Below are 15,918 nucleotides of genomic sequence, written 5' to 3' on the forward strand. Positions count from 1 at the left end.
CTAAACTACATCTTTTCTAAAATATTAGTCGTTTTTGTTTCTTCTTCACTGTATTTTTCTTCTAATAAATGTGAGTAAACAGATGTAGTAATTGCTATATTTTTATGACCTAACCGTTTTGAAATATAGTAAATAGAAATACCTTTGGCTAATAAATATGAACAATGTGTATGTCTAATAGCATGTGATGTAATGATAGGTATTTCATTTACTTCACATGCTTTTTTTAATGTTTTGTTTATTGCATTCACAGTAATAATACTACCAGTATCTTTAAAAATGTAACCATCATAACTGATGATTAAATTATTTATCATATCTGAAATATGTTTCATATCTGATTTGGCTACACTTACATATCTAGGAGAAGTATCTGTTTTATGTTCGTTAATGTATATTTGATTTTTCAACTGGTTTATATATTCTAACTTCATATATCTAACACCGCTGATTCGACAACCAGTACAAATCATGATAAATAAAGCTAATGCTGATCTACTATTTATAGTTTTTAAATATGCTTTTAACTTTTCATAATCGTTTAAAGATATATATTTTTCTTTTTCTGGCTTAGTAGGATTGCCAGCTTTATAATTCACTTTGTAAGTTGGATTTTTGTGTATTAACCCATCATAAACTGCGTCTTCTAAAGCAGAACGAATAGCACCGTTTGTTTTTCTTATCGTTTCTTTAGCGTGTTCTTTAGAAAAGTCATTTATAAACTTTTGATAGACTTGTTTGTTAATTTTTGATAATTCCGTGTTACCAATTTTATGATCCTGAATATGCTTTAAAGTAAAACGATAATGACGATAAGTGTTTTCATTAACAACTGGTTGTTTATATGTTTTAATCCAGTTCTCAAAGTATGCTTTTAATGTAATATTGTGGTCTGTATTAAAACCATTTCGCAACTCATTAAGTTTATCCATTCCTGCAGAATTTGCCTCTCGTATTGTCCTAAAACCTTTTTTGCGATATCGTTTACCTTCATATTTAAACTCATATTGCCACTTTTCACCATCATAACGTCGTGTTTGCATACTATCTCTCCTCAAAAAGGTAAAAATAATAAGGGTAAGTATATTACCCTTTTAAAATATTCTCAAATTAAACCTTTAAAAATAAGTAATAATATTATTAGAATTACAAAATAAATTAATATGTATATTAAATACCCTTTTATTGTCATTTTCTTTTCTTGAATACGTAGAATTAGATAAAAAGAATGTAAAAACAACATAACGATTATGATGATAGTACTAAAAAGGAAATAAAACATAATAAGAAATAGTCCTTTCTCACATAAGAAATATTAGCTGTTGTTGATTTTGTGGTTGTTGTGATTTACATCTCTTTAATGTATCAATTATTTGAGTTATGATCTAATTTACTTTCGACATTTTTAAGCACTTTTCGTACTTTATAATTAGAAATATTTTTAGGTAAAGCGTATTTAAAATATTTATTTTTATTTGTTTGTACTTCATAAATTACTTCACTTAATTTTATTTTACAATTTAAAATTTTCAAAATTAGTCTCCTTACCAATAGAATCTTAATTTAGTACAAAAAGTCATAAAGCATAATTGCAATAATAAAGATGCACAATGCATATAATATAGTCCATATAGCGTAAGTTCTTTTTAAAATTCCCATTTTTATTTTAATAAACATATATGCATTGTATACAAATAATAGTATACATATACCACATAAAATAAAAAGCCAATTTATAACTAGAGTCATTTCTACACCTCGAAACTATACTGCTATACTGAATTACTTTTGTTTATATATAAAACCATCACTAGATACAGAATAAATAATAGGGGTAGGTGAACTACCCAGTTATTTATTCTTGAAATAGTAATCAATGTAACTTATAATATATTTAAGATAAATCGAGAAGGATTAGCTCTGGGTCCCCGAATGGGGGTAGGCGTAAGCTGAGAATTCCTATGACCCTGGGGTTATCTTTTTTTATTTGCTTTTTTAATGTTATCTATCCTCATGATAAATGCTTCTTGACATTTAAGTAATAAACGCTCTTTCAAGTTTTCTTTCTCCATCCCTCAACTTCCTTTGGAAGCATTACATTATCTTTACTTATTAATCCCTCTTATTTCAACATCATATAATTCTTTGTATCTTTGTCTCATTTTACTATCTAAGAATTCTTCGTATGAAGAATTAAAGAAATCAGCAAGAATTAGTGCGTCCTTCATTTTAGGGTCTTTTTGATGATTTTCCCACTCCCATAAATGATGTGGTTCATAATCAGTACCGTAAATTTTATTGAGTTTGTTTGTTAATTCATCGATTTCTAAATTATTCTTTTTACGTAAATTATATAAAGTGTTCATCTTATATTTCTCCTTTATTATATTTATATTAAAGCGCCGCTAGGACGCTGTTAATCAATTTGATGTAGTTCATATACTCTTAACGGCTCAAACGTAATAGAGTAAAATAAAAGGGTACTAAGTACCCAATAAATTATTTGCCTGTTGCGTCTATATAAGTATCTCCATTTGAATCAGTTTTTTTGTGTACCTACTGGAACATCACTTTTACCAAACGCTGATGGGTGACCACCAGAATGGTTTTGTGGCACTTGTTCCATTTGTGACTCGTTATGCGTAGTAGGTTTTGCTCTATTCCATTCATCAATTTCAGCTTGTGTCATATAACCTTTATTGTTTTGTGGATTTTGATTGTTGTTACTTTGTTGCTGATTATTTTGTTGTGTTACTTGAGCTTGTTTACCTTCTGTGCGTTCATTATTACCGTTGTTGTCTTGTGCTTTGCCATTGTCGTTTTTAGATGTGCTTTCAGATTCATTGTTAGCAGTATCATTATAACTATCATCTGAACTAGCTTGTTGTTTATCGTCGCTAAAAGTGTCGTTTGATTTTTCTTTGCTATCTGCTTTTTTATCTTTCTTTGAATCATTAGGTTTCTTGTTTGATTTGCTTTCAGACTTCTTATTATCACCTTTATTTAAAAAATATCTTATCTTCATCGTAAGCATCTACAGAATTTGCAATGTATACTCGTGTTTTTAAAATTAAATAATCTTGATTTCTTTTAAAACTAACTTCAGGAAGATTGAATTTAAATTCTTCACTTCTTTGTTCCTCTTTATTAATATTTATGTTTTTGTGTAAAATAAGGGTTTCTAATTCGTTTTCTAATACAGGTATCTGACTGCGTTCATCAGGGTTGTCATACTTTTCTATTAAAGATAGTTCAATTTTATTAACAATTTGAGTTGTATTTCCACCATATAAGTTTATTATTCCTGACAATGAATCGTTAGGTGAAATGTATTCAGATTTGACTAAAGTGTCTACTTTAAGAGAATTAATACCTATAGAAGTTAATAAATTTTCGAACATGATATTTCCTCCTTTAATCTATTCAGATAATAAAATAACCAAGTGACCTATGAAAGAAAAGAAACCTAATAACAAAAAAGCTAAGGCTATAGTCCTGCAAGTCCTTTTATAGGTAAGCCCTTCCGTCTGCGATAAAAAGAAACTGAAAATATATAAAACGAAGCTTGTTATAAATAATGTAATAATAAGATAACCCAATTAAAACACTTCCTTATAGACGCTGTTAATCAATCTTATGTAATTTGTAAACTCTCAACGGCTCAAACGTAATAGAGTAATCGCCGTAGTGAGTGCCAATGCCGTGTTTTTGTTTATAGTATTCTAATATTTCCAATACGTGTTCTTCACTTAATTGAACATATTGTGCTAGTTCATATAAGTTACTTACACCGTAGTGATGTGCCTCAACGATAATTCGCAAAGGCAGTGCTGACTCGTACCCATGACGTCTTGCATAATTTTCAAACTTGCGATTGTTAAACTGAGATTGATCTAATATGTTTCCATATGTAAGTTTATGATGTGCGAGTTCTTCGTATAGAACTTCGGCTTTGCGTGTTTCGGGTAGATTTTTATCAATAAGTATAACTCCGTTATCATAAAAACCTTCAAAATCTCCTTTTAAAGCAATACCATCATCAATAGGAATATGCCTATTTTTAATAACTAAATCTTCGTACAGTGACACAAAAATCTCCCCTTAATTATTGCGATGTGCTTTTCTTACTAATTCAGCGTATTTTCTAATTTCTGCTAATTCTTCTTCTGTAAAATCACCGTCTAAATGTGCGGCAAGTGTATCTTGTTGTATTTCTTTTTCTCCCTCTGTAATTCTTGATTTAGGTACATTAAAGTAATCTGCAAGTTGTTGGATTCTTTTTATACGTGGATATTTAGTTTGTTGAATCCAATTTGAGACTGTGGGTTGAGTTACTCCAATAGCTTCAGCAAGTTCTTTTTGGTCTATATTTCTTTCTTTCATAAGTTCTTGTAGGCTTTCAGATAATTTTTTTCTAACGTTGTTATTTTCCATAATTGTCTCCTTTAATATTACTTAATGTAATATTAACTTACCACACCTAACATTACTTTACAATACTTTTTATAACTTTTTCCGAAAAAATATAACTTTATCCGTTAACAAGTAATTTAAAGTAATATAAAGTTATACGTGTGAAAGAGAGGTGAACGACATGCCAGAACAATTAACTGTAAGAAAATGGAGATTGATTAGAGATTTAAAACAACAAGAAGTAGCAGATATTTTAGGGGTGAACTCTAAGACTGTCGGTCATTGGGAAAAAGAAGAAACTGATTTAAGCAATGTTACAGTTTATGCTTTAGCAAAGTTATATGATGTAGAAGTCGACCAAATAAAAGTGTAAAAAATTTTGCTATTTGTATAACTTTTTATAACTTTTAAAAGGAGGAAAATATGGACGAATTACAACTTAGTAATGACTTAACCACAATAGAAACAGAAATTAAAAGTTATCAAAACATCGCTGGTCAATCTATTTTCGAGATTGGTCGTAGATTGAAACACGTTAAAGAAAATGACTTAGCACATGGTGAGTTTGGCAAATGGCTTGAGAAAGTGAATTTAAACCAACGTGTAGCACAACAGATGATTAAGATTTACGATACTCCAGAATTGAAAACGAGGATGTCCTCGAATTTAGGAATGCAAGCATTATACGAAATTGCCACACTACCTGAACCTGAACGCACCAAAGAACACACAACATCAAGTGAAGAAACAAAAACACCTGATGAAATGACAGTTCGAGAACTACGTGAATTAAAAAAACAACTCAAACAACGCGACGAACAAAACGCCCAACTCCAATCACAAGTGAAACAAGCACAACGTTCTGAGTCAATTGCACGTAAGAAACTAGAGCACGCAGAGAATAGGGAGCCTGAAGTGATTGAGAAAGAAGTTGTTAAAGAGGTTGTGCCCGATGAAGTGAAACAACAACTCGAACAATTCAAACAAAAATTTGAGCGTGAAAGTAATAATGCTAATGAACTACGTGATGAATTGCAGCGATACAGAAACAGTTTCAGCGACCCTAACCAAGCGTATGAAGAAAAAGAATTGACTAGGTTAGAACGTGAATCGAGCATCAACGCTCATAAGATAGCAATTAGTATACAAAACTTCATTAAAGAGAATTCAGTTGAAACATACAGATTAGATACAGTCATCAAAGCAAATCCAAAGTCGAAAGAAAGACTACAAGAAAATGTAGCATTGCTGAAAGAATTTACTAGCAATTTAGAAGCAATGTTAAACGGAAGAATCATCGTAAATTAGGAGGAAATGGAAATGCAAGAAAACTTATTAAGAATTAATCCAAATGAAATGTATTTAACAATTGATTATTTATTAAAACAAATTCAAAAAAATCCAGACCCACAGTTGATTGAGGCAACTGCGAATCTGGTGAATGCGTATAAAAACGTCACTGATTAATTCGGAAAGAAATCAGTTCCAACGTTATTAGTTGTATTGATATTGAAATAAATGACTTTATTTAAATCAATAACTCTGTCCTTAGGTTCTAAAACGTGAATATAATCATTTCCAGTATGGTCGGTAGCCAATTTTCTGATTAATATTTTTTCGTTGTTTACTAATTTTAGAGTTAGAGAATCAATGTTTTCAATATCTAAATAACTAGTAATCAAATTTCTATTCATAATACGCACCTCCCTTCTTAAAGGGATAACAACATTATACACGAAAGAAGGAATTAAAAATGGCAAAATGCAAAGATGAACTAATCTTTTTACAAAATCATATCAAGCAAACAAACGAACAAGGACAGCAGTTAGAACAAATCATTAACAGAATGTTAGACATGGAAGACCGTGTTGAAAACAGAGTTTCATATGTTGAAGAAATGGTTGAAGAAATCAAGAAAGAAGTACCTATCACATATGAACAACAAAAAGAATTACAATCTATCGTTCAATTAAAAGCAAATCAATTCACAAGAGATTATTACAAAGACGGATTCAATGTTGAAAGCCAATATCAAAATGAATTATTCAAAAAGAAAAAAGGACAATTCATTCGTGCAATGTGGACACGCTTAAAAGAATATTTCAATGTGCCACGTTATACAGCGATTCAAAAAGTCGATTACGACCGTACAAAACAGTTTTTAACGATGATTGCGTTTAAAGATTTCAAGCCTCATGAAATAGAAGATAAGGCAAGTTGGAATATTCCGGGTTTAGTAGAAGAATAACCCACAATCGAACAAACAACTTAAAGGAGGAAATCAAATGACTGAACAAAATAAAAAAACCCAAGCTACTCATGTCAGTGAGCAGAATGAGGAAAATGAATTAATCGAAATAGCATCATCTTTAATTACTGATTATAACAATGCAAACGTTAATAACTTGTTGGAATATGCATCTAGATTACTTAGCCATGTCAATAACGGTTGAATTAGGATTAATATTATTTTTCATAGATTCTATAGTATTTTTAGCTGATTGCTTTGTAGTGTACATCTCTGAAGTAGCAACAATTTCACTATTACGAGATTTAACCACGAAATAGTATTGAGCGTCTGAAGACCTATAAATTAGAAAATTCATTACTATCACCTCCTCATAAGGAGTATAGCAGAAAGGAGTGTGCAGTATTGAATGACCAAAACAAAAAATCTCAATGTAGCAACGACCACATCAAGATTACTGGTTGGGAAATAGTTGATATTAATAGGAAACTAAATTTCTTTAATTACTTACTAATAATTTTAATAGTGCTAGAAGCATTCCAAATACTCCTGTTATAGAAGGGATTAAGACTTTAAAAGTCGTTTTCCAGAAAGCTTTTCTACCAACGGTGATTATACCAAACAATCGAACAAACAATTTAAAGGAGGAAATGGAATGAAATATTTAAATCTAATCAAAAAAGCACTCTTAATAGCAACTACTGCAATAGTTACTAAAAAGGTGCTTGATAGAAAAAGACCTAAACTTATTCATCAATTAAACATTAACGGAAAAGATTTAGAAATTAAAAAATTAAAAATAAACAAAGCTATTAGAGAATTAGAAAAATCTAAAAACACGATTGATGAATTAATTGATGAAGGTATACCATTCGAGACTACTTTCTAACAAAATCGAGTTTACATCTTGGACATTTATTGTGTTTCTTCTTGGTTGTAATTTTCATACGTTTACCACAATTAGGACAAGATGTCTCGATGGTCATATGATCCTTAGCCATAGGCAACACCTCCCTTCACAAAGGGATAACAACATTATACACGAAAGGAGCACCTAAGATGATGCAAACACTTAGCGTAACCGTCCCAATTCCCGACACACATGTACTCATCGCAAAAGATGAATACGATGAATTGTTAAATTACTCACTTGATCCAGTTTGGGACTTAAAAGAGTTAAAACGCAAATTGAAAATGTCATCTGATGACACTATCAAAGACAGATTATTATTCAATCCTAAATTTGAAAAGTTACTTAAACAACAAGGAATCGCACATTATCCAGATGAAAGTTTAAATCGTTGGAGATTCAACGCAAGAAAGATGAATAAATTCATTGATGAACATTTCGAAGAAATACACAGAAAGGGGAGATGAATATGAAGATACTACAACTCATTAAAATAGCACTCCTAACAGCAATTTTGGTAGAGGAAGTTAGGAATGCTAAGAGAATTAAGAATAGATTAAATTACTTAGATTCTGAAATAACGAAATTAAGAGTTATTGATCTTCGGGTGCCAAACTAACCGCAGAAATCTTTTCGTAACAAACAAAAAGATGAGTCAAATTAATTTGAGTATTACCTGAATATAACATTACTTCTTTTAAGTTAAAACCAATTTCCAAATCATGATAATTTTGTGCGTCATCACTTAAATTTTGGAGTTGGCTTATAAAATTATCATCTTTATTTTCAGAAGTATAAGGTTTCCCAATAACCAAATTACCATCGAGTACAATCATCATTTTGAAATTGTTATCTAAAGCATTCGATAGATATTGACGTACTAAATCTATTTTTACTTCGTTCTCCATATTTCTCACCATCCTTTCACGTTAGATAAAAGGATTATAGCACGAAAATATGGAGCGAAAATTAATTGCAGTAAAGATATACAAGTATACAACAGAAAGGAGTGTTACCAATGAACAAATCATTCTTAATCGCATTATTAGCATGGGTAGTGTTCTCGCTGTTCTTCACTTTTGCAGGAATAAACTTCATCACTGCAGTAGGAGTTGCAAATGTTATTAGTATTGGAGTGTTTATATTCTTCGAATACATCTACTTCGACAACAAAAAAAAGACTGAATGCTAGTCGGATAGCATTCAGTAAAAAAAGTAAAAGTTTAGAAAAAAGGCACAAATAAATTATAAAACTAGGAGAGGTATTATGCAAGAGCAATTATTGGAATTACTCAAAATCGCATGGCAGAACGAATGGCGACTTAAATCTCAACTAGCTGAACGTGATGAAGAATTAGAGCGTCAACGACGAATTATGCAATCAGAAATCAATATGTATAAAGAACAAAAAGAAATGTACAAAAGAGCATTCAAAATTTTAAAAGGAGAATGTGCAGATGAAAGAAACAGTGACTTATCTCATTAAACGTAAAGACATTGACGATGAATTATATATTACTAATCGCCCTAGTGAAAACTTTCCAGATATCAAATACTCAACTAATAGACGAGACGCAAAAGACTTCGACGGTATGGATAACTCAGTAATTGACATGACTAAACACAAAGCTATTAAAAAAATCGTTAAAGAAACAACTGAATATGAGGAGGTTGAGTATGACTGAACAAACATTATTCAATCAATTAAACAGTAAAGATGTAAATGAACATGTAGAAAAGAAAAACGGTTTAACTTATCTTGCGTGGTCTTATGCACATCAAGAACTAAAGAAAATAGATAGCAATTACACAGTTAAAACACATGAATTCCCACACCCAGATATACCTTTAGAAAACTATTTTGTACCATATTTAGCTACACCAGAGGGTTATTTTGTACAAGTGTCAGTGACTGTTAAAGGTCAGACTGAAACAGAGTGGTTACCAGTATTGGACTTCAAAAATAAGTCACTACCTAAAGGTAACGCAACAACATTTGATATAAACAAAGCTCAAAAGCGTTGTTTCGTGAAAGCTGCAGCACTTCATGGATTAGGTCTTTATATCTATAACGGCGAAGAAGTACCAAGTGCAAGCGACAATGCAATTACTGAGTTAGAAGATAAAATAAATCAATTTGTAACTTTATCACAAGAAAAAGGTAGAGACGCAACATTAGATAAAACAATGCGTTGGCTAGGCATTAGTAACATAAACAAAGTGAATCAAAAAGAAATCGCACAAGTATATCAAAAATTAGATGCAGGACTAAAACAGTTAGATAAAAAGGAGACTGAATAATGAACAAAGTAAATCTAATCGGAAATATAGTAGCTAATCCAGAACTAAAAGGTCAAAACAGTAATGTGGTTAATTTCAGAATTGCAGTCCAACGACAATTTAAGAATAAACAAACGAATGAATACGAAACAGACTTCATCAATTGTGTTGCGTTTGGTAAGACTGCAGAAATTATCGCTAATAACTTTACAAAAGGTAATAAAATCGGCGTTACTGGTTCTATTCAAACTGGTAGTTATGAGAATAAGCAGGGTCAGAAAGTGTTCACTACAGACGTTGCAGTTAACAACGTAACTTTTATTGAACGAAAGAATAACAATCAATCTAACAACCAACCACAACAGCAAAGTGGTAATAATCCATTCAATAATGACAACAACGTAAATATAGATAATGACGATTTACCATTCTGATTGGACTGATTAAATGGCTTTAATCAAAAATTACATCACTGAAGATGATGGCACAACAACCGTCGTCATCTCTGGTGTTGAATTAGGAAACAAAGAAACGTTACTACTCGATAACGGTTTAGAAGTCGAGGTCGATGTGCAGGTCGTAGATCCGTTCAAAATCACTGGTAAACAACGTAGAAAGATATTTGCACTTGTAAAGGACATACAGGCTCATACAGGCTCGCCAATGGATTACATGAGGCATTTATTCATCGAATACGTAAGGACTTACTACGGCTACGACAACCGTATTTCATTAAGTGACTGTACACGTACACAAGCAGGCCAAGTTATAGAAGTAACGTTGGACTGGATATTCCACAACGATATACCACTTAACTATAAAACAAGCGACCTACTAAAAAATGATAGATCATTTCTTTACTGGTCGACGGTCAATCGTAACTGTGTCATATGTGGCAAACCACATGCAGAACTTGCACATTATCAAGCAGTAGGACGAGGACGTAACAGACGCAAGATTAATCATATAGACAACAAAGTATTAGCTTTGTGTTCAAGTCATCATCGAGAACAGCACAACATAGGCATGGACAGTTTTAATGAGAAATACAAATTACATGACAGTTGGGTGGACGTAGATGAACGACTCAATAGAATGCTTAAAGGAAGGTGAATGTATGAAAAAACGTGATCATATCATTTATCTATCGATACTGATCCTAAGTTTAATAGCGATTGTTCTTTCAATTGTTTCTCTTTGTATTTAGTAATATAAACACCTTTACTAGTGTAAATTTCAAAATTGTAAGCATTCAAAATTTTTTCTAAATCAAAAACAATAAATATCTTATGAGAAGCATAGGCATTTAGGTTAATTGGTAACAAACTGCTTTCATTTCTAATGTGTTTAGTTTTAGTTAATAACACTTTGTTTTGAATACATTCAAATTTTGAGCTTTTATCTTCATCTATTAAGACTATTTTAGTGATAGAAACTGGATTTTTAGTTTCATTTATTACATTCAATTCAAATACATTCCTTTCATAAGAGACAAAATGATTTTTTAAATCTACTGAAATTTTCAATTGATTTTCTTTGTAGTCATGCCAGTACTTATAAGCTGTTAAACATAAAGAAATTATTGAAACTATTAACGCAATTAAAGAAATCCAATTCATTTTTTAACACCTCAAAAATATTATATCAAAAAGGAGTTGAGTGGATGAACAACTTGTTGATTGACGATTATCCAATACTCGTACTGCCTAAGTTAGCAACTGAGATAGGACTTAACGAGGCAATCATATTACAACAAATTCATTACTGGTTAAATACCAGCAAGCACCATCATAATGGTAAAAAATGGATTTACAATTCTTACCCTGAATGGCAAAAGCAATTTACGTTTTGGAGTGAAAGGACTATCAAGCGTACATTTGGAAGTTTAGAAAAACAAAATTTATTACATGTTGGCAACTATAACAAAGCTGGCTTTGACCGTACAAAATGGTATTCAGTTAATTATGAAACGTTAAACAAACTAGTGGAACGACCATCGGGACAAAATGACCCGACGATGAGGTCAAATTGGCACGATGGAATGGGTCAAAATGACCCGACCAATACCAGAGACTACACAGAGACTTCTTCAGAGAGAGACAAGGACGTCGTGTCACATGTATTTCAATACATTAGTAATAATTTAGAAATTATACAAAGTCCATTAAAAGCACAACAACTAGAAGAGACTATAAATGACTTTAAAGATAACAAACTAGACATCGTTACTGTAGCTACTGATTACTGTAAAGAAAACAACAAAGGTATTAACTACCTTATCAAAGTATTAGAGAACTGGAATAAAGACGGTGTCGATACTAAAGAAAAAGCAATAGCTAAGGTTACACCTAAACAACCTAAAGAAGATGATTACTTAGCTAGGAAGAAACAAGAAATATTAGGAGGTTAGACATTATGCCAATGACTAAGGCTGAAGCATTCGAAATCATAGAGCTAGTTAATAATGTCTACGATATGAAGTTTAATGATACCAAGTTTGACTTGTGGTTAGAACAAATCATGAATTATGGCGACTACGACAGAACCTTACACAAAACTAAGAAATACATTAGGGAAAGCCGTTATAAACCTACAATTGCACAAATTATTGATCGTAAACCACCAGAAATGGAAAGTGCAGTGATACCAGAAGAACAAACTGATAAATATAGAATGCAGCATGATAAAGAATTCAGAGAAAAACGGCAACAATTTCGTCAACAATGGCAAAAAATGAAAGAAGATTGGGGGTTAGATGATGACTATTGATGTATTGAACACCGAAGAATCGATAATTTCTAATCTTATGCGTAACCCAGAGTTACTAGGCAAATTCAGATTAAAACCAGAGATGTTTACTGACGAGAAGTTAAAAGGGTTCCTTGAATATGTACTCGAACAAGGCAAAGTTGACGTTAATCAAATTTATTTTAAAAGTCGTGATGACAACGAATTTATATCTACTGAGAGACTAGGTCGTATATACAACTCAGAGGGAACTGACAAGGTGTTTTTTATGGACGACCAATTGAACCTATTACAAGAATACGTCTTGTCACAGGCTCGTGAGAAGGTCTCAGAGTATCAATCAATGCCAACTAAAAACAATTTTAATTATTTGGTCGAGGAATTAGAAAAATTAAAAGGAATGACGATAAAAAAGGCAGACGCTACCGACAGTTTTTTAGCTGAGGTTGTTGAAAATATATTATCCGATGAACCAAAACAATTTATTAAAACAGGCGTTTCGTCTATAGATAATAAAATTATTGGTTTTGAACCAGGTCAACTCAATGTTTTAGGTGCTAGACCATCGTTAGGTAAAACAGCACTCGCTTTAACGATGATGTGGAATATTGCGAGACGAGGTTATCCAACAACATTTTTTAGTTTAGAGACAGGTGGCAACAACATTGTCGAGAGATTAGTAGCGTCTATTACAAATATACCACTTACCAAAATAAAACAAGGTAACGGACTTGATGACAATGAAGTGTCAAATGTTATGAAAGCTATTGACCAAATTAAGAAATGTAAGTCATTAAAGATTGAAGATCAAGCACAAATGACACCGCAAGACGTTAGGGAAGTAGCGTCGCAAAAGTCAGATAAACCTCATGTCATCTTTATTGATTACCTAACACTTATGCAATCAGACGTACCTCAAAGAGATAGAAGGTTAGAAGTCGAAAAGATATCTCGTGATTTAAAAATCATCGCTAAAGAAACGGGTTGTATCATCATCGCATTATCACAGTTAAGTCGTGGTGTTGAATCTCGTAATGATAAACGTCCTATGATGTCTGATTTACGAGAGGCAGGCGGTATTGAACAAGACGCTAACATGATTTTCTTTCTTTATCGTGATGATTATTACGACAAAGATCAAGTTGATGTGGATACTGGCAAGTCTGATATTGAGTTTATCATATCGAAAAATAAAGACGGAGAAACTGGCGTGGCACATATAGAATTTTATAAAAAAACGCAGAGGTTTATTGGATGAAAGTATACGAATATCAAAAATTACTAGGCATTATGTATCGCGAAGATTATCAAAACGACCCACTTATAGCTAAAACTTTAGTTGAATCTGGTTGGGCAGTCAAAAGATTATTAGAAAACGGAACAATATCCCCGTTTGACGAATATGAAGACGTCCAGGAGTTAATCATGAATGAAACGAAATGGAGAGATAAAGATGGGAATTATCGAAAGGTACTACCTATATAGAGAAGACGGCACAGAAGATATCAAGGTCATCAAGTATGAAGATGATGTGAATGAGGTTTATTCGCTCACAGGCGCCCATTTTAGCGATGAAAAGAAAATTATGACAGATAGTGAGCTAAAACGATTTAAGGGCGTGTATGACCTTAAATACGAAGAAGAACTAGGACTACAAGCAAACTTATTTGAATTTTTATAGAGGTGGCACATGGAAATAGAAATTAAATTTAATGAAACATATAAAGCACCTATTGGATCACCTCGCCCAAGGTTTCGTAATGCAGGTAAATTTGTTCAAACTTATATGCCAACATCATACACAAAGCACAAGACGTATATACAGGGACAAATGCCGAAATTATTAACAGATAAGAATTTGAAAGTGTCGTTGTACTTTTATTTTGAACCACCGAAAAGTTGGTCCAAGAAACGAAAGTTAATTGCAATAGGCACATATAAACGTACTAAGCCAGATGTAGATAACTTGATTAAGACAGTATTAGACGCTGCAAATAAACATGTGTGGCAAGACGATAATCAAGTAGTGCATATAGATAGTTACAAGATGTATGCCGAAGAATCGAAAATCGTCATGGTCATAAAGGAAGTGGATTAAATGCCAGAAGAAACAGTAAACGCGGAAGTCACAATCAAGGTGATTATACAAGAGGAAACAAATAACAAAGAACAATTGATCAAAGATATTGAAGATAGTCCGTCAGATGTATTTCAGGGCTATCACAGAGTAACTGGGGTATCTATAGAAGAATTTTAGGAGTGGAGTAAATGAAAGTAATCAAATGTGCAATAAAGCGAGAAGAATTAGATAGGATTTTAAATGAAAGAAATATGACATATACACAGTTCGCAAGTGAAATATACATTGATCAAACCTATCTATCTAGATTAGTAAACGGAGAAAGATATATCTCGGATAATGTAAGACGAAATATACAAAATTATTTGAAAGTAGAGTTTGACGATTTATTCGAACAAGTCGAAATAAATAAATCTAATGGTTACAAACAAATCCCAGAATTGATTTTAACTAAGAAAGAAATAATTGAATTAGTTGAAACAGGTAGTAAAGAATTGTTAATTAGTGGCAAAAAAATAAATTTAAAGGTGGTTAATTAAGATGATTGAACAAGTTCCAGAATTCTATAAAGGCGATGGGTTGAATTCAAAGCAATTGTACGAAATCCAAAGAGCAGAGATGAGACACGAAAAAGAATTAAAACGTAAACGTAGAGAAGAAAGATTAACTAGAGCCAAACGTTCATTGGAATTATTGAAAAAGAACAGAGTTGATAGTAGTTATTTTAGAAATCTAGAAAGAAATATTTTAATCGCAACAATCAAAACTGATTCATACGGCAGAGTGCAAAGGGGATAGAGAGATGAGGATAAAAGATTTAAATGCTGGAGATTGGGTGCAATTTATAGGAGATAATGGACAGTCGCAATATGGTAAGTATACTCAACGTTGCAAAAATTTAGTGACTGGTGAGGATTTTACCGACTTGATTATGCATAATGGACAAACCTACAGACTAACTGATAATGATGATTTTGTTGTGGTAGACTTACCGTTTACACAAAAGCTAGATGAAGTAGTGGGCGTATCTAATAGAACACCGAAACATTATCAAGGTAGTGACGGGATAGACGTGATTGAATTCTTATATCAACAACTTTCATTTGAAGAATTCAAAGGCTATATGAAGGGCAATATGATTAAATACCCTGTGCGTAGTGGCAGAAAAGACAATGAAAAAGAAGATATCAAAAAAGCGTATGACTATGCAGGAAGATTACTTGAAAAAATGGAGTGATT

34 protein-coding genes are annotated in these 15,918 nt (G+C 32.0%); 23 read left to right on the forward strand and 11 right to left on the reverse strand.

Annotation, left to right across the window (positions count from 1 at the left end):
* Window positions 1–5: 5 nt before the first annotated feature.
* From N524_RS0110765 to N524_RS0110800, 6 genes are all read right to left on the reverse strand, one after another.
* The gene (locus tag N524_RS0110765; protein ID WP_029056497.1) at window positions 6–1,043 is read right to left on the reverse strand and encodes a tyrosine-type recombinase/integrase; all 1,038 of its coding nucleotides are present in this window, start codon (window positions 1,041–1,043) and stop codon (window positions 6–8) included.
* 1,062 nt (window positions 1,044–2,105) lie between these two features.
* Window positions 2,106–2,366, reverse strand: coding sequence for a transcriptional regulator (locus N524_RS0110780; RefSeq protein WP_017636944.1), 261 nt, complete (start codon window positions 2,364–2,366; stop codon window positions 2,106–2,108).
* A 173-nt stretch (window positions 2,367–2,539) separates the two neighbouring features.
* Entirely contained in the window at window positions 2,540–3,025 is a 486-nt protein-coding gene (locus N524_RS0110785) for a hypothetical protein (RefSeq protein WP_029056498.1), read from the reverse strand.
* The gene (locus N524_RS0110790; RefSeq protein WP_029056499.1) at window positions 3,000–3,401 is read right to left on the reverse strand and encodes a sporulation protein; all 402 of its coding nucleotides are present in this window, start codon (window positions 3,399–3,401) and stop codon (window positions 3,000–3,002) included. Before N524_RS0110790 ends, N524_RS0110785 begins: the two co-directional genes overlap by 26 nt.
* A gap of 223 nt (window positions 3,402–3,624) precedes the next feature.
* A complete protein-coding gene (locus N524_RS0110795; RefSeq protein ID WP_029056500.1) occupies window positions 3,625–4,089 on the reverse strand; it encodes an ImmA/IrrE family metallo-endopeptidase in 465 nt (154 codons plus the stop codon).
* Window positions 4,090–4,101: 12 nt separating this feature from the next.
* A complete protein-coding gene (locus N524_RS0110800) occupies window positions 4,102–4,434 on the reverse strand; it encodes a helix-turn-helix domain-containing protein (RefSeq protein ID WP_029056501.1) in 333 nt (110 codons plus the stop codon).
* A gap of 160 nt (window positions 4,435–4,594) precedes the next feature.
* On the opposite strand from N524_RS0110800, the gene N524_RS0110805 reads away from it, so the two are divergent.
* Genes N524_RS0110805 through N524_RS13590 form a run of 3 tightly spaced genes read left to right on the forward strand, consistent with a single transcriptional unit; the run spans window position 4,595 to window position 5,880 of the window.
* Complete coding sequence (locus N524_RS0110805) at window positions 4,595–4,786, forward strand: helix-turn-helix transcriptional regulator (protein WP_029056502.1); 192 nt, start codon at window positions 4,595–4,597, stop codon at window positions 4,784–4,786.
* Between the two features lie 50 nt (window positions 4,787–4,836).
* Window positions 4,837–5,721, forward strand: a complete 885-nt coding sequence (locus N524_RS0110810) for a DUF3102 domain-containing protein (RefSeq protein ID WP_029056503.1) — start codon at window positions 4,837–4,839, stop codon at window positions 5,719–5,721.
* Window positions 5,722–5,733: 12 nt separating this feature from the next.
* Window positions 5,734–5,880 (forward strand): hypothetical protein, encoded by a 147-nt coding sequence (locus N524_RS13590; RefSeq protein WP_183998736.1) that lies wholly within the window; start codon window positions 5,734–5,736, stop codon window positions 5,878–5,880.
* On the opposite strand, the gene N524_RS12905 is transcribed toward N524_RS13590, so the two are convergent.
* The gene (locus tag N524_RS12905) at window positions 5,877–6,107 is read right to left on the reverse strand and encodes a hypothetical protein (protein WP_051522842.1); all 231 of its coding nucleotides are present in this window, start codon (window positions 6,105–6,107) and stop codon (window positions 5,877–5,879) included. The two genes, N524_RS13590 and N524_RS12905, sit on opposite strands and share 4 nt — an antisense overlap.
* 59 nt (window positions 6,108–6,166) lie before the next feature.
* Here N524_RS12905 and N524_RS0110825 point away from each other — a divergent pair, with 59 nt between their 5' ends.
* Entirely contained in the window at window positions 6,167–6,661 is a 495-nt protein-coding gene (locus N524_RS0110825; RefSeq protein ID WP_029056504.1) for an ORF6C domain-containing protein, read from the forward strand.
* A 37-nt stretch (window positions 6,662–6,698) separates the two neighbouring features.
* Window positions 6,699–6,866: a hypothetical protein gene (locus N524_RS13500; protein WP_155979886.1), complete on the forward strand. Its 168-nt coding sequence runs from the start codon at window positions 6,699–6,701 to the stop codon at window positions 6,864–6,866.
* On the opposite strand, the gene N524_RS0110835 is transcribed toward N524_RS13500, so the two are convergent.
* Window positions 6,840–7,019 (reverse strand): YegP family protein, encoded by a 180-nt coding sequence (locus N524_RS0110835; RefSeq protein ID WP_029056505.1) that lies wholly within the window; start codon window positions 7,017–7,019, stop codon window positions 6,840–6,842. The genes N524_RS13500 and N524_RS0110835 overlap by 27 nt on opposite strands.
* A gap of 297 nt (window positions 7,020–7,316) precedes the next feature.
* Here N524_RS0110835 and N524_RS0110845 point away from each other — a divergent pair, with 297 nt between their 5' ends.
* Window positions 7,317–7,550, forward strand: a complete 234-nt coding sequence (locus tag N524_RS0110845; RefSeq protein WP_017636934.1) for a hypothetical protein — start codon at window positions 7,317–7,319, stop codon at window positions 7,548–7,550.
* On the opposite strand, the gene N524_RS13800 is transcribed toward N524_RS0110845, so the two are convergent.
* A complete protein-coding gene (locus N524_RS13800; protein ID WP_017636933.1) occupies window positions 7,540–7,662 on the reverse strand; it encodes a hypothetical protein in 123 nt (40 codons plus the stop codon). The genes N524_RS0110845 and N524_RS13800 overlap by 11 nt on opposite strands.
* Window positions 7,663–7,720: 58 nt before the next feature.
* Here N524_RS13800 and N524_RS0110855 point away from each other — a divergent pair, with 58 nt between their 5' ends.
* Window positions 7,721–8,038: a DUF771 domain-containing protein gene (locus N524_RS0110855; protein WP_029056506.1), complete on the forward strand. Its 318-nt coding sequence runs from the start codon at window positions 7,721–7,723 to the stop codon at window positions 8,036–8,038.
* Window positions 8,039–8,164: 126 nt separating this feature from the next.
* Here the strand turns inward: N524_RS0110855 and N524_RS0110860 are convergent, their stop codons facing one another.
* A complete protein-coding gene (locus N524_RS0110860) occupies window positions 8,165–8,479 on the reverse strand; it encodes a hypothetical protein (protein WP_017636930.1) in 315 nt (104 codons plus the stop codon).
* A 110-nt stretch (window positions 8,480–8,589) separates the two neighbouring features.
* On the opposite strand from N524_RS0110860, the gene N524_RS13595 reads away from it, so the two are divergent.
* The 6 genes from N524_RS13595 to N524_RS0110890 all read left to right on the forward strand — a co-directional run bounded on the left by N524_RS13595 (window position 8,590) and on the right by N524_RS0110890 (window position 10,964).
* Window positions 8,590–8,763 (forward strand): hypothetical protein, encoded by a 174-nt coding sequence (locus N524_RS13595; RefSeq protein WP_017636929.1) that lies wholly within the window; start codon window positions 8,590–8,592, stop codon window positions 8,761–8,763.
* A gap of 75 nt (window positions 8,764–8,838) precedes the next feature.
* A complete protein-coding gene (locus N524_RS0110870) occupies window positions 8,839–9,057 on the forward strand; it encodes a hypothetical protein (protein WP_017636928.1) in 219 nt (72 codons plus the stop codon).
* On the forward strand, window positions 9,029–9,256 hold the full coding sequence (locus tag N524_RS0110875; protein WP_017636927.1) for a DUF2483 family protein: 228 nt from the start codon (window positions 9,029–9,031) through the stop codon (window positions 9,254–9,256). The genes N524_RS0110870 and N524_RS0110875 overlap by 29 nt, the downstream gene beginning before the upstream one ends.
* Window positions 9,249–9,872, forward strand: coding sequence for a Sak single strand annealing protein (locus N524_RS0110880; RefSeq protein ID WP_017636926.1), 624 nt, complete (start codon window positions 9,249–9,251; stop codon window positions 9,870–9,872). Before N524_RS0110875 ends, N524_RS0110880 begins: the two co-directional genes overlap by 8 nt.
* Window positions 9,872–10,285 carry a single-stranded DNA-binding protein gene (locus N524_RS0110885; protein WP_029056507.1) on the forward strand — a complete coding sequence of 138 codons (414 nt, stop codon included), beginning with the start codon at window positions 9,872–9,874 and terminating at the stop codon, window positions 10,283–10,285. The genes N524_RS0110880 and N524_RS0110885 overlap by 1 nt, the downstream gene beginning before the upstream one ends.
* A gap of 13 nt (window positions 10,286–10,298) precedes the next feature.
* Window positions 10,299–10,964 (forward strand): putative HNHc nuclease, encoded by a 666-nt coding sequence (locus N524_RS0110890; RefSeq protein ID WP_029056508.1) that lies wholly within the window; start codon window positions 10,299–10,301, stop codon window positions 10,962–10,964.
* Between the two features lie 23 nt (window positions 10,965–10,987).
* Here N524_RS0110890 and N524_RS0110895 read toward each other — a convergent pair whose 3' ends face one another.
* Window positions 10,988–11,470, reverse strand: coding sequence for a hypothetical protein (locus tag N524_RS0110895; RefSeq protein ID WP_017636923.1), 483 nt, complete (start codon window positions 11,468–11,470; stop codon window positions 10,988–10,990).
* A 44-nt stretch (window positions 11,471–11,514) separates the two neighbouring features.
* Between N524_RS0110895 and N524_RS0110900 the strand changes: the two genes are divergently transcribed.
* From N524_RS0110900 to N524_RS0110945, 10 genes are read left to right on the forward strand one after another with little or no spacing between them, the layout of a single operon-like run.
* Complete coding sequence (locus tag N524_RS0110900; protein WP_026083463.1) at window positions 11,515–12,261, forward strand: DnaD domain protein; 747 nt, start codon at window positions 11,515–11,517, stop codon at window positions 12,259–12,261.
* A 5-nt stretch (window positions 12,262–12,266) separates the two neighbouring features.
* A complete protein-coding gene (locus tag N524_RS0110905; protein WP_029056509.1) occupies window positions 12,267–12,620 on the forward strand; it encodes a hypothetical protein in 354 nt (117 codons plus the stop codon).
* On the forward strand, window positions 12,610–13,857 hold the full coding sequence (locus N524_RS0110910) for a DnaB helicase C-terminal domain-containing protein (protein WP_029056510.1): 1,248 nt from the start codon (window positions 12,610–12,612) through the stop codon (window positions 13,855–13,857). Before N524_RS0110905 ends, N524_RS0110910 begins: the two co-directional genes overlap by 11 nt.
* Window positions 13,854–14,084 carry a hypothetical protein gene (locus N524_RS0110915; protein WP_029056511.1) on the forward strand — a complete coding sequence of 77 codons (231 nt, stop codon included), beginning with the start codon at window positions 13,854–13,856 and terminating at the stop codon, window positions 14,082–14,084. The genes N524_RS0110910 and N524_RS0110915 overlap by 4 nt, the downstream gene beginning before the upstream one ends.
* Window positions 14,053–14,280 (forward strand): DUF3269 family protein, encoded by a 228-nt coding sequence (locus N524_RS0110920; RefSeq protein WP_029056512.1) that lies wholly within the window; start codon window positions 14,053–14,055, stop codon window positions 14,278–14,280. The genes N524_RS0110915 and N524_RS0110920 overlap by 32 nt, the downstream gene beginning before the upstream one ends.
* Window positions 14,281–14,289: 9 nt before the next feature.
* Window positions 14,290–14,697 (forward strand): RusA family crossover junction endodeoxyribonuclease, encoded by a 408-nt coding sequence (locus N524_RS0110925; protein ID WP_017636917.1) that lies wholly within the window; start codon window positions 14,290–14,292, stop codon window positions 14,695–14,697.
* Window positions 14,698–14,856: a hypothetical protein gene (locus N524_RS13600; RefSeq protein WP_183998738.1), complete on the forward strand. Its 159-nt coding sequence runs from the start codon at window positions 14,698–14,700 to the stop codon at window positions 14,854–14,856.
* A gap of 11 nt (window positions 14,857–14,867) precedes the next feature.
* The gene (locus N524_RS0110935; RefSeq protein WP_029056513.1) at window positions 14,868–15,218 is read left to right on the forward strand and encodes a helix-turn-helix domain-containing protein; all 351 of its coding nucleotides are present in this window, start codon (window positions 14,868–14,870) and stop codon (window positions 15,216–15,218) included.
* A 1-nt stretch (window position 15,219) separates the two neighbouring features.
* The gene (locus tag N524_RS0110940) at window positions 15,220–15,477 is read left to right on the forward strand and encodes a hypothetical protein (protein WP_029056514.1); all 258 of its coding nucleotides are present in this window, start codon (window positions 15,220–15,222) and stop codon (window positions 15,475–15,477) included.
* 4 nt (window positions 15,478–15,481) lie between these two features.
* On the forward strand, window positions 15,482–15,916 hold the full coding sequence (locus N524_RS0110945; RefSeq protein WP_017636913.1) for a DUF3310 domain-containing protein: 435 nt from the start codon (window positions 15,482–15,484) through the stop codon (window positions 15,914–15,916).
* Window positions 15,917–15,918: the final 2 nt, after the last annotated feature.

Source organism: Staphylococcus sp. URHA0057 (genome assembly GCF_000620265.1).
Lineage (GTDB): Bacteria > Bacillota > Bacilli > Staphylococcales > Staphylococcaceae > Staphylococcus > Staphylococcus pasteuri.